A 12713-nucleotide genomic window follows, 5' to 3' on the forward strand; every position below is an offset into this window, starting at 1 on the left:
GAATAATGGCAAAGGCACCAGTTCGTGCACGTAAGCGTGTAAGAAAACAAGTCTCAGATGGCGTGGCTCATGTCCATGCGTCTTTTAACAACACCATCGTTACCATTACTGACCGTCAGGGTAACGCACTGGGTTGGGCAACAGCCGGTGGTTCCGGCTTCCGTGGTTCTCGTAAATCTACGCCGTTCGCTGCACAGGTTGCTGCTGAGCGTTGCGCAGAGGCCGTGAAAGATTACGGTATTAAGAACCTGGAAGTTATGGTTAAGGGTCCGGGTCCGGGTCGCGAATCTACCATTCGTGCTCTGAACGCCGCAGGTTTCCGCATCACGAACATTACTGATGTGACTCCGATCCCTCACAACGGTTGTCGTCCGCCGAAAAAACGTCGCGTATAACGCACGTTTTTAGGATAGTTGGAGAAAGAAAATGGCAAGATATTTGGGTCCTAAGCTCAAGCTGAGCCGTCGTGAGGGCACAGACTTATTCCTGAAGTCTGGCGTTCGCGCGATTGATTCCAAGTGTAAGATTGAACAAGCCCCTGGCCAGCATGGTGCGCGTAAACCGCGTCTGTCTGACTACGGCGGTCAGTTACGTGAAAAGCAAAAAGTTCGTCGTATCTACGGCGTGCTGGAGCGTCAGTTCCGTAACTATTATAAAGAAGCAGCACGTCTGAAAGGCAACACCGGTGAAAACCTGTTGGCTCTGCTGGAAGGTCGTCTGGACAACGTAGTTTACCGTATGGGCTTTGGCGCTACTCGTGCAGAAGCACGTCAGCTGGTTAGCCATAAATCTATCATGGTAAACGGCCGCGTTGTTAACATCGCTTCTTATCAGGTATCTCCGAATGACGTAGTCAGCATCCGCGAGAAAGCCAAAAAGCAGTCTCGCGTGAAAGCCGCTCTGGAGCTGGCTGAGCAGCGTGAAAAGCCAACCTGGCTGGAAGTTGATGCAACTAAGATGGAAGGTGTGTTCAAGCGTATTCCTGAACGTACCGATCTGTCTGCGGACATTAACGAACACCTGATCGTCGAGCTTTACTCCAAGTAAAGCTTAGTACCAAAGAGAGGACACAATGCAGGGTTCTGTGACAGAGTTTCTAAAACCGCGCCTGGTAGATATCGAGCAATTGAGTTCGACGCACGCCAAGGTGACCCTTGAGCCTTTAGAGCGTGGCTTTGGCCATACTCTTGGTAACGCACTGCGCCGTATTCTGCTGTCATCCATGCCGGGTTGCGCGGTGACCGAGGTTGAGATTGATGGTGTACTTCATGAGTACAGCACCAAAGAGGGCGTACAGGAAGATATCCTGGAAATCCTGCTTAACCTGAAAGGGCTGGCGGTAAGAGTTCAGGGTAAAGATGAAGTCATCATTACTCTGAATAAATCTGGCATTGGCCCTGTGACTGCAGCCGACATCACCCATGATGGTGATGTCGAAATCGTCAAGCCGCAGCACGTGATCTGCCATCTGACCGATGAAAACGCATCTATTAATATGCGCATCAAAGTTCAGCGTGGCCGTGGTTATGTGCCGGCTTCTGCCCGAATTCATTCGGAAGAAGATGAGCGCCCAATCGGCCGTCTGTTGGTCGACGCCTGCTATAGCCCTGTAGACCGTATCGCCTACAATGTTGAAGCTGCGCGTGTAGAACAGCGTACCGACCTGGATAAGCTGGTCATCGAGATGGAAACCAACGGCACTATCGATCCTGAAGAGGCGATTCGTCGTGCGGCTACCATTCTGGCTGAACAACTGGAAGCTTTCGTTGACCTGCGTGACGTACGTCAGCCGGAAGTTAAAGAAGAGAAACCAGAATTCGATCCGATCCTGCTGCGCCCTGTTGACGATCTGGAATTGACTGTCCGCTCTGCTAACTGCCTTAAGGCAGAAGCTATCCACTACATCGGTGATCTGGTACAGCGTACCGAGGTTGAGCTACTTAAAACGCCTAACCTGGGTAAGAAATCTCTTACTGAGATTAAAGACGTGCTGGCTTCACGTGGTCTTTCTCTGGGCATGCGCCTGGAAAATTGGCCGCCGGCAAGCATTGCTGATGAATAACCAGATCGCAGGTTAAGGTTTTACTGAGAAGGATAAGGTCATGCGCCATCGTAAGAGTGGTCGTCAACTGAACCGCAACAGCAGCCATCGTCAGGCTATGTTCCGCAACATGGCCGGCTCTTTGGTTCGTCATGAGATCATCAAGACGACCCTGCCGAAAGCGAAAGAGCTGCGTCGCGTAGTTGAGCCGCTGATTACTCTTGCCAAGACCGACAGCGTAGCTAATCGTCGTCTGGCATTCGCCCGTACTCGTGATAACGAGATCGTGGCAAAACTGTTTAACGAGCTGGGCCCGCGTTTCGCGAGCCGTGCCGGTGGTTACACTCGTATTCTGAAGTGTGGCTTCCGCGCTGGTGACAACGCTCCGATGGCTTACATCGAGCTGGTTGATCGTCCAGAAGCTCAAGCAGAAGCTGCAGCAGAGTAATCTGCTGTATATTAAAGAAACCGGGCCTGGTGCCCGGTTTTTTTATTCCTTTTTTTTAGCTTCGCTTCGCCCCTTCCCGTTCTACGCTATGCTATGAATTTGCAATTTCTCAGGAGCACATCCTATGTGGCTTATCGATCGGCTTGCCGAACAACATATCCGTGAAGCGCAGGAAAAAGGCGAGCTAACAGACTTGCCCGGTGAAGGCGCGCCGCTGGTTCTGGATGATGACAGTCACGTTCCCCCTGAACTGCGCGCAGGTTACCGTCTGTTAAAAAATGCTGGCTACCTGCCCCCGGAGCTGGGGTTACGTCGTGAGGCATTGGAAATAAACGATCTTCTACAGGGGTTGGATCTGGAAGATAGTGCGCGTGAGGGCTATGCCAAACGCCTGCGACTTTTAGAAATAAAGCTCAAACAGGCGGGTATGAGTACGGATTTTCTTTCCGGGGCGTATCATGCAGCCATCAGACAACGTCTTGAGGATAAATAAATGATGTTTCGTCGGAGATTCTAAGGGTCGCGAGGGTGATTTACGCTGTATCAGAAAGTGAGCGGGACAAAATAGATGTACATTATCTTGAATTTAAGCCAAAGACATTCTATATACATAACCGACATTTAACGAGGAGATATCATGTCAGTTTACCAGCATAAAAAAGGCAAGATTAAAGACAACGCCGTTGAAGCGCTGCTTCACGATCCGTTATTTAAAATGCGCGTTGAAGTGAATGTCAAAGGAAAGGGTAGCTATCGACGTAAAGATAAACACAACAAAAAAGCGGGCTGGGAGGCCAGTGGTAAAGCGAACTTTACCACTGGCCTTCTGCTTAATGACAGGGCGATCGAGACTCATTCTACAGTCGCGCAATGGCATTCTATTGCTGGCAGCATTACACCTTATTACTTTGTTGTTTAAGCAAATCACGGATTTCCGTTAACAAGGTCTCTTCTGCACTGGGTTTAGCCGCTGGTTTTTCAACTTCTTTCTTCTTGTGCAGTTTATTCATCAGTTTAATCGCGATGAAAATAGCAAAGGCGATGATGATGAAGTCGAAAATATTCTGCAGAAAGATACCGTATTCCATTACTACCGGCGGTGTTTCTCCCTGCGCTGGTTTAAGCACCCATTTAAATTGTTTAAAGTCCACTCCGCCAATCAGCAGTCCCAATGGCGGCATAATGATGTTTGCAACCAGCGATGAGACGATTTTGCCGAAGGCTGCGCCAATGATCACACCAACGGCGAGATCCACCACATTGCCACGCATAGCAAAATCACGGAATTCTTTGAAAAAACTCATAAACAGCTCCTTTCTCTTGCCAAAGCATAAATTCTAACAAACGAATCACACTTTGCCATGGGCAATTGACGAAGCGCTGAATTATCACACTGCGAAAACGGGTGAACAGCAGGCAGAGCTGCTGTTCGTTCAATTACAGAAAGAAAGGGCTTGGCTGGAAAAGCCGTTCAACATCAGGTACGTATTTTTTATCGGTAAGAAACATGATGACATGGTCGCCCTGTTCGATACGCAAATTGTTATTAGCGATCATGACATCATCACCGCGCACTATCGCACCAATAATGGTACCGGGTGGCAGTTTGATATCTTCAACCAGGCGGCCGACAACGCGTGAGGTTGTTTCGTCACCATGAGCAATCGCTTCGATCGCTTCGGCGACGCCGCGGCGTAAAGAGGAGACGCTGACAATATCTGCTTTGCGCACATGGCCCAACAGTGCGGAAATCGTAGCCTGCTGCGGAGAGATCGCAATATCGATTACGCTGCCCTGCACCAGATCGACATAGGCGCGCCGCTGGATCAGCACCATGACTTTTTTGGCGCCCATTTTTTTAGCCAGCATCGCCGACATAATATTCGCTTCATCGTCGTTGGTAACGGCGATAAAAAGATCGACCTGATCGATATGCTCTTCGGCCAGCAGCTCCTGATCCGAGGCGTCGCCATAAAAGACGATGGTATCCTGCAACCGCTCCGCCAGTTCCGCCGCGCGCTGCTGACTGCGTTCGATCAATTTTACGCTGTAATTTTTTTCCAACCGTTGCGCGAGGCCATAGCCGATATTGCCTCCGCCGACCAGCATAATGCGCTTATAGGGTTTTTCAAGGCGCTGCATCTCGCTCATTACCGCACGAATATGCTGGCTGGCTGCGATGAAGAAAACTTCATCGCCCGCTTCGACAATGGTTGATCCCTGAGGGCGAATAGGGCGATCCTGGCGGAAAATCGCAGCGACGCGGGTATCGATGTGCGGCATATGCTCGCGCATTATCGACAACGCGTTGCCGATAAGCGGGCCGCCATAATAGGCTTTGACCACCGCCAGGCTAACTTTACCTTCGGCAAAGTTGACCACCTGCAGCGCGCCAGGATATTCAATCAGGCGGTAGATATTGTCTATGACCAGCTGTTCTGGCGAGATTAGATGATCGATCGGCACCGCTTCCGGGATAAACAGCTTTTCTGCATCGCGTATGTAATCTGCAGCCCGAATACGCGCGATACGGTTAGGCGTATTGAATAGCGTATAGGCGACCTGACAGGCGATCATGTTGGTTTCGTCGGAACTGGTTACGGCAACCAGCATATCCGCATCCTGCGCTCCCGCTTCGCGCAGGATGCGTGGATGAGAACCATGTCCCTGCACAACGCGCAGATCAAATTTATCCTGCAGCTGGCGCAGACGCGTCGCATCCGTATCCACTACGGTGATATCGTTATTTTCGCCAACCAGGTTTTCAGCCAGCGTGCCGCCAACCTGACCGGCTCCGAGAATGATTATCTTCATCGTTGTTTCAACTTATGGGTTGTCGCAGCGCATGCCACATTATTTTTTTATTAGCTTAGCGTAAAAGAATCCATCGCCGCCCTGAGGGTGCGGAAAACTCTGCAATCCGGCATACGGGCCTTCCGACAAAGGAATATGTTCGGCGTCGGCGTGACGTTCAAGAAACTGCTCAATCTGAATATGGTTCTCTTCCGGCAGTACCGAGCAGGTCGCGTAAACCAACGTACCGCCGGGCTTCAGATGAGGCCAGACAGCATCCAGAATTTCACGCTGTAGCGCTGCTAATTCCGGGATATCGCGATCGCGTCGCAGCCATTTGATATCAGGGTGGCGGCGGATCACGCCAGTCGCGGAGCAGGGGGCATCCAGCAGAATGCGATCGAACTGCACATCGTCGCACCACTGCTGTGGAAAACGGCCATCGCCCTGCTTGACGTCCGCCTGCATATTCAGGCGCTGCAAATTCTCATATACGCGTTTCAGACGCTGCGCATCCACATCGACCGCCATTACGCTGGCTTCAGGCGCGGCCTCAAGTATATGGGTGGTTTTGCCGCCGGGCGCGGCGCACAGATCAAGAATATACTCTCCGTTTTGCGGCTCAAGGTAGGTGACACATCCCTGAGCCGAGGCGTCCTGTACGGTAACCCATCCGCGATCGAAGCCGGGCAGCTGTCCTACCGCCGTCGGGTTTTCCAGCATTAACGCATCAGGATAGAGAGGATGCGGCGTTGCGTTATTGCCGCTCTCCTGTAACAGCGCCAGCCACTGCTCACGCGTATGGTGCTGACGATTCACGCGCAGCCACATTGGCGGCCGCTGATTATTTGCCTCAACGATGTGTTGCCACTGTTCAGGCCATGCCAGCTGCAAACGCTTTAACAGCCAGGCTGGATGCAGAAACCGCTGTGGGCCCGCTTCCAGTTCCGGCAGTAAAGTTTCCTGCTGACGCTGGAACTGGCGCAGAACGCCATTAATCAAACCTTTTAACTGCTGGCGCTTTAAAACGGCTGCGCCTTCTACCGTCTCAGCCAAAGCGGCATGAGGAGGAATACGCGTATAGATCAACTGATAAAGGCCGACCATAATCAGGAAATGCAGCGTACGCTGCTTGCCGGTTAAAGGGCGCGACATCAGCTGTTGGATCGCGGTTTCCAGCAGCGGCAAAGTACGTAAAACGCCGAAGCAGATCTCCTGCAATAGTGCGCTGTCTTTATCAGAAAGATTTTTTTGCGCCGCCGGCAGCAGATTACTTAGCGACTGTCCCTGTTCTACCACTCGCTCAAGGGTCTGTGCCGCGAGGCTGCGGAGATTGATCGTTTTTTTCATAGTTGAATCATCAATAAATCAAGCCCGGCGTAATAACCGGGCTTGGGATCAGGCGAGGCGAGTACCGGGCGTAAACCACTCGCGGCGTGAGTTCAGAATATCCTGGGCCGACATCACTTTTTTGCCGGCGGGCTGTAGCATCTGGATATTGAGGATGCCTTCCGCAGTGGCCACCTGGATGCCATGCTTATCCGCCGCGACAATTTCTCCTGGCGCATAAGCGCCCCGCTGCGGCAGCGCTTCCGCCTGCCATACTTTGACCGGCTGTTCTTCAATGCTGAAGTAGCTCACCGGCCAGGGATTGAAGGCGCGAATGCAGCGTTCAAGTTGAACCGCAGAAAGGGACCAGTCGAGACGCGCTTCTTCTTTACTCAGCTTTTCGGCATAGGTAGCGATGGCGTCATCCTGCACCTGAGGTTTAATACTGCCCTTACTTAATCCGGTAAGCGTCGTCAGCAGGCCTTGCGGCCCCAACGCAGCCAGTTTGTCGTACAGAGTAGCGCTGGTATCTGCCGCAGTGATAGGGCAGGTAAGTTTCAACAACATGGCGCCGGTATCAAGACCCGCATCCATCTGCATGATGGTTACGCCAGTTTCGTTGTCGCCAGCCCACAGCGAGCGCTGGATAGGTGCTGCGCCGCGCCAGCGTGGAAGCAATGAGCCATGAACATTAATACAGCCCAGACGAGGCATATCCAGCACCGCCTGTGGCAGAATCAGGCCGTAAGCCACTACCACCATCACGTCAGCCTGCAGATCGGCTACTAACTGTTGGCTTTCCGCCGGACGCAGCGATTTGGGCTGAAATACGGGCAGGTTATGCTGCTGTGCAAGTACCTTTACCGGACTGGGCGTTAGTTTATTACCGCGGCCGGCAGGACGATCGGGCTGAGTGAATACGCCAACTACCTGATGCTCAGACGACAACAGCGCGTCAAGATGACGCGCTGCAAAGTCAGGAGTGCCGGCAAAAATAATCTTCAGAGAATCGGACACGCTATTCCTTAACTATCAGGAAGCACGCGCATTAAGGCGGGCTAGTTTTTCCAGTTTTTGACGAATACGCTGGCGCTTTAACGGAGAGAGATAATCGATAAACAGTTTGCCGACCAGGTGATCCATTTCATGCTGAATACAGATCGCCAGGAGCCCATCGGCCTCCAGTTCGAAAGGTTTCCCTTCACGATCCAATGCGCGAACTTTTACACGTTCAGAACGGGGTACCAGCGCTCGCTGTTCAGGGATAGACAGGCAGCCTTCTTCAATCCCGGTTTCACCGCTCTCTTCCAGCAGTTCAGGGTTGATCAGCACCAAACGCTCATCACGGTTTTCTGAGACATCGATAACGATGATGCGCTGGTGAATATCTACTTGCGTAGCAGCCAGGCCGATGCCTTCTTCGGCATACATCGTTTCGAACATATCATCTACGATGCGCTGAATATCCGCATTCACTTCCGCTACCGGCTGCGCGACGATGCGAAGGCGATCGTCGGGATAATGTAATACTTGCAAAACTGACATAACTTTCCAGATCTGTGTTCAGAGAAGAAACCATCGTTGCCTCTTATTGTAGACATTTCGCACGTTGATTGACAGCATTGCGGGCAAGGGAAAGCGGGGGCTGGCGCACGCTGAAAAGGAAGATCAAATGACTGCTGCGGAAGTATGGCTGCGCCTGATGGGCGTAAAGGGACTGTGCGGCGACAAAATGCTGCAAGCGGCGCGGACGTTGATTCACGGCGCGCATAGCGATCCGCAAGGGGGTGCCGCCGCAGGACTCGATTCTGCTCAGATTCAGGCTTTTCAAACGATCCCGCATGAGCGGATTGAGCAGGCTTTGCGTTGGCTTGAACTACCGGGACACTATTTAGTGACGGCCGACGATCCTCTGTATCCGCCGCAGCTAAGAGACATCGCGCGTTACCCGGCGGCAATAATGGTTTACGGCGATCCCCATCTGCTGTCGACTTCGCAGCTTGCCGTGATCGGAAGCCGCAACGCCTCCCATTATGGACGTCAGTGGGGAGATTACTTTGCTCAGCATCTCGCCTTAAGCGGCCTCACCATTACCAGCGGGCTGGCGCGCGGCATTGATGCGGTGGCACATCGGGGAGCGCTGGCGGTAAAAGGCAAAACGATCGCGGTGTTGGGCAGCGGTCTGAGCCAGCTTTATCCGACTAATCACAAGCGGCTCGCAGAAGAGATTGTTGCCGCCGGCGGCGCGCTGGTTTCGGAATTCCCTCTCTATACCTTGCCTTATCCTCATAATTTCCCACGACGCAATCGCATTATTAGCGGACTTAGCCTGGGTGTGCTGGTAGTGGAAGCGTCTTTACGAAGCGGATCGCTGGTGACGGCGCGCTACGCACTGGAGCAGAACCGGGATGTTTACGCCTTGCCGGGGCCGCTGGGCAGCCCCGATAGCGAGGGCGGACACTGGCTAATCCAGCAGGGCGCGTTGTTGGTGGCTCATCCGAATAATATCCTTGAGCAGCTCAACAGTTCGCTGTATTGGCTACCGCTTTCTGCACAGAATGGAATTAATTCTTCAGACAATGCTGATGCTCCATTGCCATTTGCCGACGTGTTGGCTAACGTAGGAGATGAGGTTACACCTGTTGACGTCGTCGCTGAACGTGCCGGCCAACCTGTGCCAGCCATCATAGCTAAGCTGCTTGAGCTGGAGTTAGCAGGGTGGATCGCAGCTGTACCCGGCGGCTATGTCCGATTGAGGAGGGCAGGCCATGTTCGACGTACTAATGTACTTGTTTGAAACTTATATCCACAGCGAAGCAGAAATGCGCGTTGATCAGGATAAACTGACGGATGATCTGGCTGATGCCGGGTTCCATCGTGATGATATTTATAATGCGTTGAACTGGTTGGAAAAATTAGCAGACTATCAAGACGGCCTCGTTGCTCCGATACTGTTAACCACCGATCCGCTCTCGATGCGTATTTATACAGAGCAAGAATGTCAGCGTCTTGATGCCAGCTGCCGCGGATTCATTCTGTTCCTTGAGCAAATCCAGGTATTGAATCTGGAAACGCGTGAAATGGTTATTGAACGGGTTATGGCTCTGGATACGCTTGAATTCGATCTGGAAGATCTCAAATGGGTCGTGCTAATGGTGCTGTTCAACATCCCAGGATGTGAAAACGCCTATCAGCAGATGGAAGAGCTACTTTTCGACGTCAATGAAGGAATATTGCACTGAGTTATTTAACAGTGACATATCGCAATGAGTAAACCAGCACTTTTCACAGTGCGAAAACATGAATCCTGCCCCACCTGTGGGGCAGATCTCGTTATTCGCTCCGGGAAGCACGGTCCTTTTCTTGGTTGTTCGCATTATCCAGAGTGTGATTATATTCGTCCGCTGAAAAACCAATCGGATGGGCATATCATTAAAGTCCTGGAAGGACAGCAATGTCCGCGCTGTCAGGCCGATCTGGTATTACGCCAGGGGCGGTACGGCATGTTTATCGGCTGTAGCCGATATCCTGAATGCGACCACACAGAAATGATCGATCGTCCGGATGAAACCAGCATTAGCTGTCCGCAGTGTCAGCAAGGACACCTGGTCCAGCGCCGTTCACGTTTCGGCAAAACCTTTCACGCCTGCGATCGCTATCCAGATTGCCAGTTTGCAGTGAATTTCACGCCAAAAGAGGGAACGTGCGCCTTTTGCCATTTTCCCTTATTAATTGAGAAAAAGACCGCTCACGGTTTAAAACGCTTTTGCGCCAGTAAAGCCTGCGGCAAACCCGTTAGTGCAGGAAACAGCAGTGAATAAAGAACCTATGCCCGGAAATCTTGATTGGTGCGTTGCACAACTTCAGCAGCAAGCTGTGATCGCTTATCCAACCGAAGCAGTATTTGGCCTGGGTTGCGACCCGGATAGTGAACAAGCGGTCATGCAGCTGCTGGCGTTTAAGCAGCGTCCGGTTGAAAAAGGGCTGATTTTGATCGCTGCGGATTATCAGCAGCTGGAACCTTATATCGCCGACCGGGAACTTTCGGTGGAACAGCGCGAAAGAATGTTTGCTACCTGGCCAGGCCCGGTCACCTGGGTTTTGCCTGCGCCGTCGCAAACGCCGCGCTGGTTAACGGGGCGTTTTGATTCTTTAGCGGTACGCGTTAGCGATCACCCTCTGGTGCAGCAACTCTGCCGGGCATTTGGCAAACCGCTGGTTTCTACCAGCGCTAACCTGAGCGGCCAGCCGCCTTGCCGTAACGTTAAGGAAGTACTGCAGCAGTTTGGCGAGCAATTTCCGGTGTTGCAGGGCGAAACTGGCGGTCGTATTAATCCTTCTGAAATTCGCGATATTATCAGCGGCGACATTATTCGCCAGGGATAAGCTATGGATAATTTCGTTGTTATCGGCCATCCAATTGCTCACAGCAAATCACCGTTGATTCATCGCTGCTTTGCTGAGCAAACAGGTATTGAACATCGTTATGGCACGCTATTAGCGCCTCTTGATGGCTTTACCCAATGCGTTCGACATTTTCTGGAGCTGGGAGGGAAAGGCGCCAACGTAACGCTGCCTTTTAAACAGCAGGCATATGAGCTGGCGGACGAATTAACGGAGCGGGCTGCGTTAGCTGGCGCCGTCAATACGTTACACAAACGTCAGGATGGCAGTCTGTTGGGCGATAACACCGACGGCATAGGCCTGCTCAGCGATCTGCAGAGGCTTTCGCTTATCAGGCCGAACGACAGGATACTGCTGATTGGCGCCGGCGGCGCGGCGCGCGGGGTGATCCTGCCTTTGCTTTCTCTTGGTTGCGCATTAACGGTAACTAACCGCACGCCAGAGCGGGCTAGCGAACTTGCCCGGGCGTTTGCTCATACGGGTGAAATTACAGCTTTATCGTTGGCGGCGTTGACGAAGGAACGTTTTGACTTGGTTATCAACGCGACTTCAAGCGGCGTAAGCGGAGATATCCCTGCCATTCCAACTTCTTTAATCAGTGCCGATACGCGTTGCTACGATATGTTCTATCAACATGGATCTACGCCTTTTTTACGCTGGTGTCAGCATTCTGGCGCGACGGCAATGGCGGATGGACTTGGCATGCTGGTGGGACAGGCGGCGCACGCTTTCTTGCTTTGGCATGGTGTTCTGCCTGACGTAACGCCGGTAATCAGCCGTTTGCAGCAGGAATTGGCGAAGTGAATCAGGCGATACAGTTTCCTGACAGAGAAAACTGGGATGAGGCGCAGCAGGCAATCTGTTTTCCTGCGATGGTTAACGGCTTTCAGCTTACCTGTGCGATTACAGTGAAAGAACTACGCCAGCGGTTCCTGGAGGAAGGGGAACCGCTGGAAATCTTTCGTCGTCACCGCTGGGATTTGGAGGATCAGGCGCAAAGTCTGATTGAAGACCAACAGGAAGATAGTCAGGGCTGGGTTTGGCTCTCCTGAGCCAGATAATCATCTTTCCAGCGGACGTAATTGTTGGCCGAGTAGCGCAGCCCTTCAAGCTCTTTCTCATTAAGAGGGCGAATCTGTTTCACCGGGCTGCCAAGATAGAGGTAACCTTTTTCCAGACGCTTCCCGGGCGGCACCAGGCTGCCAGCGCCAATCATTACATCATCTTCTACTATAACCCCATCGAGCAGAATAGAACCCATCCCCACCAGTACGCGGTTGCCTATCGTGCAGCCATGCAGCATGGCTTTATGCCCGACAGTCACCTCTTCGCCGATAATCAGCGGGAAGCCATCTGGCTGACTGGCTGATTTATGGGTGACATGAAGAACGCTGCCGTCCTGAATGTTGCTGCGTTTGCCAATCACGACTTTATTTACGTCGCCGCGTATCGCAACCAGCGGCCAGACGCTGACATCATCCCCCAGCGTCACGTCGCCGATCACTACGCTGGTGGCATCAACCATGACCCGCTCACCCGTGTGCGGAAAAGTTTGTTTAAATGGGCGTAAAACTGCAGACATACTCATTCTCCTTAATAAGGGTTAGGGCAGCGTAGCGGAAATCTCCCCTCACTATCTTTGATATTGTGCGGCAATTTTCATCGGATCGCATAAGATCGCAGCGAAAAGAACGAAAA

18 protein-coding genes are annotated in these 12713 nt (G+C 52.2%); 12 read left to right on the forward strand and 6 right to left on the reverse strand.

What is annotated here, in order from left to right:
• Positions 1–5: 5 nt before the first annotated feature.
• From rpsK to C2E16_RS02275, 6 genes are all read left to right on the forward strand, one after another.
• Positions 6–395 carry a 30S ribosomal protein S11 gene (gene rpsK / locus C2E16_RS02250; protein ID WP_004160563.1) on the forward strand — a complete coding sequence of 130 codons (390 nt, stop codon included), beginning with the start codon at positions 6–8 and terminating at the stop codon, positions 393–395.
• 31 nt (positions 396–426) lie between these two features.
• Positions 427–1047 carry a 30S ribosomal protein S4 gene (gene rpsD, locus C2E16_RS02255; RefSeq protein ID WP_038629769.1) on the forward strand — a complete coding sequence of 207 codons (621 nt, stop codon included), beginning with the start codon at positions 427–429 and terminating at the stop codon, positions 1045–1047.
• 25 nt (positions 1048–1072) lie between these two features.
• Positions 1073–2062 (forward strand): DNA-directed RNA polymerase subunit alpha, encoded by a 990-nt coding sequence (locus tag C2E16_RS02260; RefSeq protein WP_038629771.1) that lies wholly within the window; start codon positions 1073–1075, stop codon positions 2060–2062.
• Between the two features lie 40 nt (positions 2063–2102).
• Complete coding sequence (gene rplQ, locus C2E16_RS02265) at positions 2103–2489, forward strand: 50S ribosomal protein L17 (RefSeq protein ID WP_003850180.1); 387 nt, start codon at positions 2103–2105, stop codon at positions 2487–2489.
• Between the two features lie 124 nt (positions 2490–2613).
• The gene (locus tag C2E16_RS02270; RefSeq protein WP_084970644.1) at positions 2614–2982 is read left to right on the forward strand and encodes a DnaJ family domain-containing protein; all 369 of its coding nucleotides are present in this window, start codon (positions 2614–2616) and stop codon (positions 2980–2982) included.
• Positions 2983–3126: 144 nt separating this feature from the next.
• Positions 3127–3408, forward strand: a complete 282-nt coding sequence (locus C2E16_RS02275) for an alternative ribosome-rescue factor A (RefSeq protein ID WP_081981851.1) — start codon at positions 3127–3129, stop codon at positions 3406–3408.
• Here the strand turns inward: C2E16_RS02275 and mscL are convergent.
• The 5 genes from mscL to def all read right to left on the reverse strand — a co-directional run bounded on the left by mscL (position 3383) and on the right by def (position 8156).
• A complete protein-coding gene (gene mscL / locus C2E16_RS02280) occupies positions 3383–3793 on the reverse strand; it encodes a large-conductance mechanosensitive channel protein MscL (protein WP_038629773.1) in 411 nt (136 codons plus the stop codon). The two genes, C2E16_RS02275 and mscL, sit on opposite strands and share 26 nt — an antisense overlap.
• 133 nt (positions 3794–3926) lie before the next feature.
• The gene (gene trkA / locus C2E16_RS02285) at positions 3927–5303 is read right to left on the reverse strand and encodes a Trk system potassium transporter TrkA (RefSeq protein ID WP_038629774.1); all 1377 of its coding nucleotides are present in this window, start codon (positions 5301–5303) and stop codon (positions 3927–3929) included.
• A 39-nt stretch (positions 5304–5342) separates the two neighbouring features.
• The gene (rsmB, locus tag C2E16_RS02290) at positions 5343–6632 is read right to left on the reverse strand and encodes a 16S rRNA (cytosine(967)-C(5))-methyltransferase RsmB (protein ID WP_038629775.1); all 1290 of its coding nucleotides are present in this window, start codon (positions 6630–6632) and stop codon (positions 5343–5345) included.
• Positions 6633–6680: 48 nt separating this feature from the next.
• On the reverse strand, positions 6681–7628 hold the full coding sequence (gene fmt, locus C2E16_RS02295; protein WP_038629777.1) for a methionyl-tRNA formyltransferase: 948 nt from the start codon (positions 7626–7628) through the stop codon (positions 6681–6683).
• A 15-nt stretch (positions 7629–7643) separates the two neighbouring features.
• The gene (def, locus tag C2E16_RS02300; RefSeq protein WP_038629778.1) at positions 7644–8156 is read right to left on the reverse strand and encodes a peptide deformylase; all 513 of its coding nucleotides are present in this window, start codon (positions 8154–8156) and stop codon (positions 7644–7646) included.
• 127 nt (positions 8157–8283) lie between these two features.
• On the opposite strand from def, the gene dprA reads away from it, so the two are divergent.
• Genes dprA through C2E16_RS02330 form a run of 6 tightly spaced genes read left to right on the forward strand, consistent with a single transcriptional unit; the run spans position 8284 to position 12067 of the window.
• Positions 8284–9408 (forward strand): DNA-protecting protein DprA, encoded by a 1125-nt coding sequence (gene dprA, locus C2E16_RS02305; RefSeq protein ID WP_084970643.1) that lies wholly within the window; start codon positions 8284–8286, stop codon positions 9406–9408.
• On the forward strand, positions 9380–9853 hold the full coding sequence (gene smg, locus C2E16_RS02310; protein WP_038629780.1) for a DUF494 family protein Smg: 474 nt from the start codon (positions 9380–9382) through the stop codon (positions 9851–9853). The genes dprA and smg overlap by 29 nt, the downstream gene beginning before the upstream one ends.
• Before the next feature lie 24 nt (positions 9854–9877).
• Positions 9878–10432 carry a DNA topoisomerase family protein gene (locus C2E16_RS02315; RefSeq protein WP_071883732.1) on the forward strand — a complete coding sequence of 185 codons (555 nt, stop codon included), beginning with the start codon at positions 9878–9880 and terminating at the stop codon, positions 10430–10432.
• A gap of 7 nt (positions 10433–10439) precedes the next feature.
• Positions 10440–10997 carry an L-threonylcarbamoyladenylate synthase type 1 TsaC gene (tsaC, locus tag C2E16_RS02320; RefSeq protein WP_084970648.1) on the forward strand — a complete coding sequence of 186 codons (558 nt, stop codon included), beginning with the start codon at positions 10440–10442 and terminating at the stop codon, positions 10995–10997.
• A gap of 3 nt (positions 10998–11000) precedes the next feature.
• Complete coding sequence (gene aroE / locus C2E16_RS02325) at positions 11001–11819, forward strand: shikimate dehydrogenase (protein ID WP_084970642.1); 819 nt, start codon at positions 11001–11003, stop codon at positions 11817–11819.
• The gene (locus C2E16_RS02330; RefSeq protein ID WP_038629782.1) at positions 11816–12067 is read left to right on the forward strand and encodes a DUF1488 family protein; all 252 of its coding nucleotides are present in this window, start codon (positions 11816–11818) and stop codon (positions 12065–12067) included. The genes aroE and C2E16_RS02330 overlap by 4 nt, the downstream gene beginning before the upstream one ends.
• On the opposite strand, the gene C2E16_RS02335 is transcribed toward C2E16_RS02330, so the two are convergent.
• On the reverse strand, positions 12043–12597 hold the full coding sequence (locus tag C2E16_RS02335) for a gamma carbonic anhydrase family protein (protein WP_038629783.1): 555 nt from the start codon (positions 12595–12597) through the stop codon (positions 12043–12045). The genes C2E16_RS02330 and C2E16_RS02335 overlap by 25 nt on opposite strands.
• Positions 12598–12713 lie beyond the last annotated feature (116 nt).

The organism is Mixta calida (assembly GCF_002953215.1).
In the GTDB taxonomy this organism is placed as follows: domain Bacteria; phylum Pseudomonadota; class Gammaproteobacteria; order Enterobacterales; family Enterobacteriaceae; genus Mixta; species Mixta calida.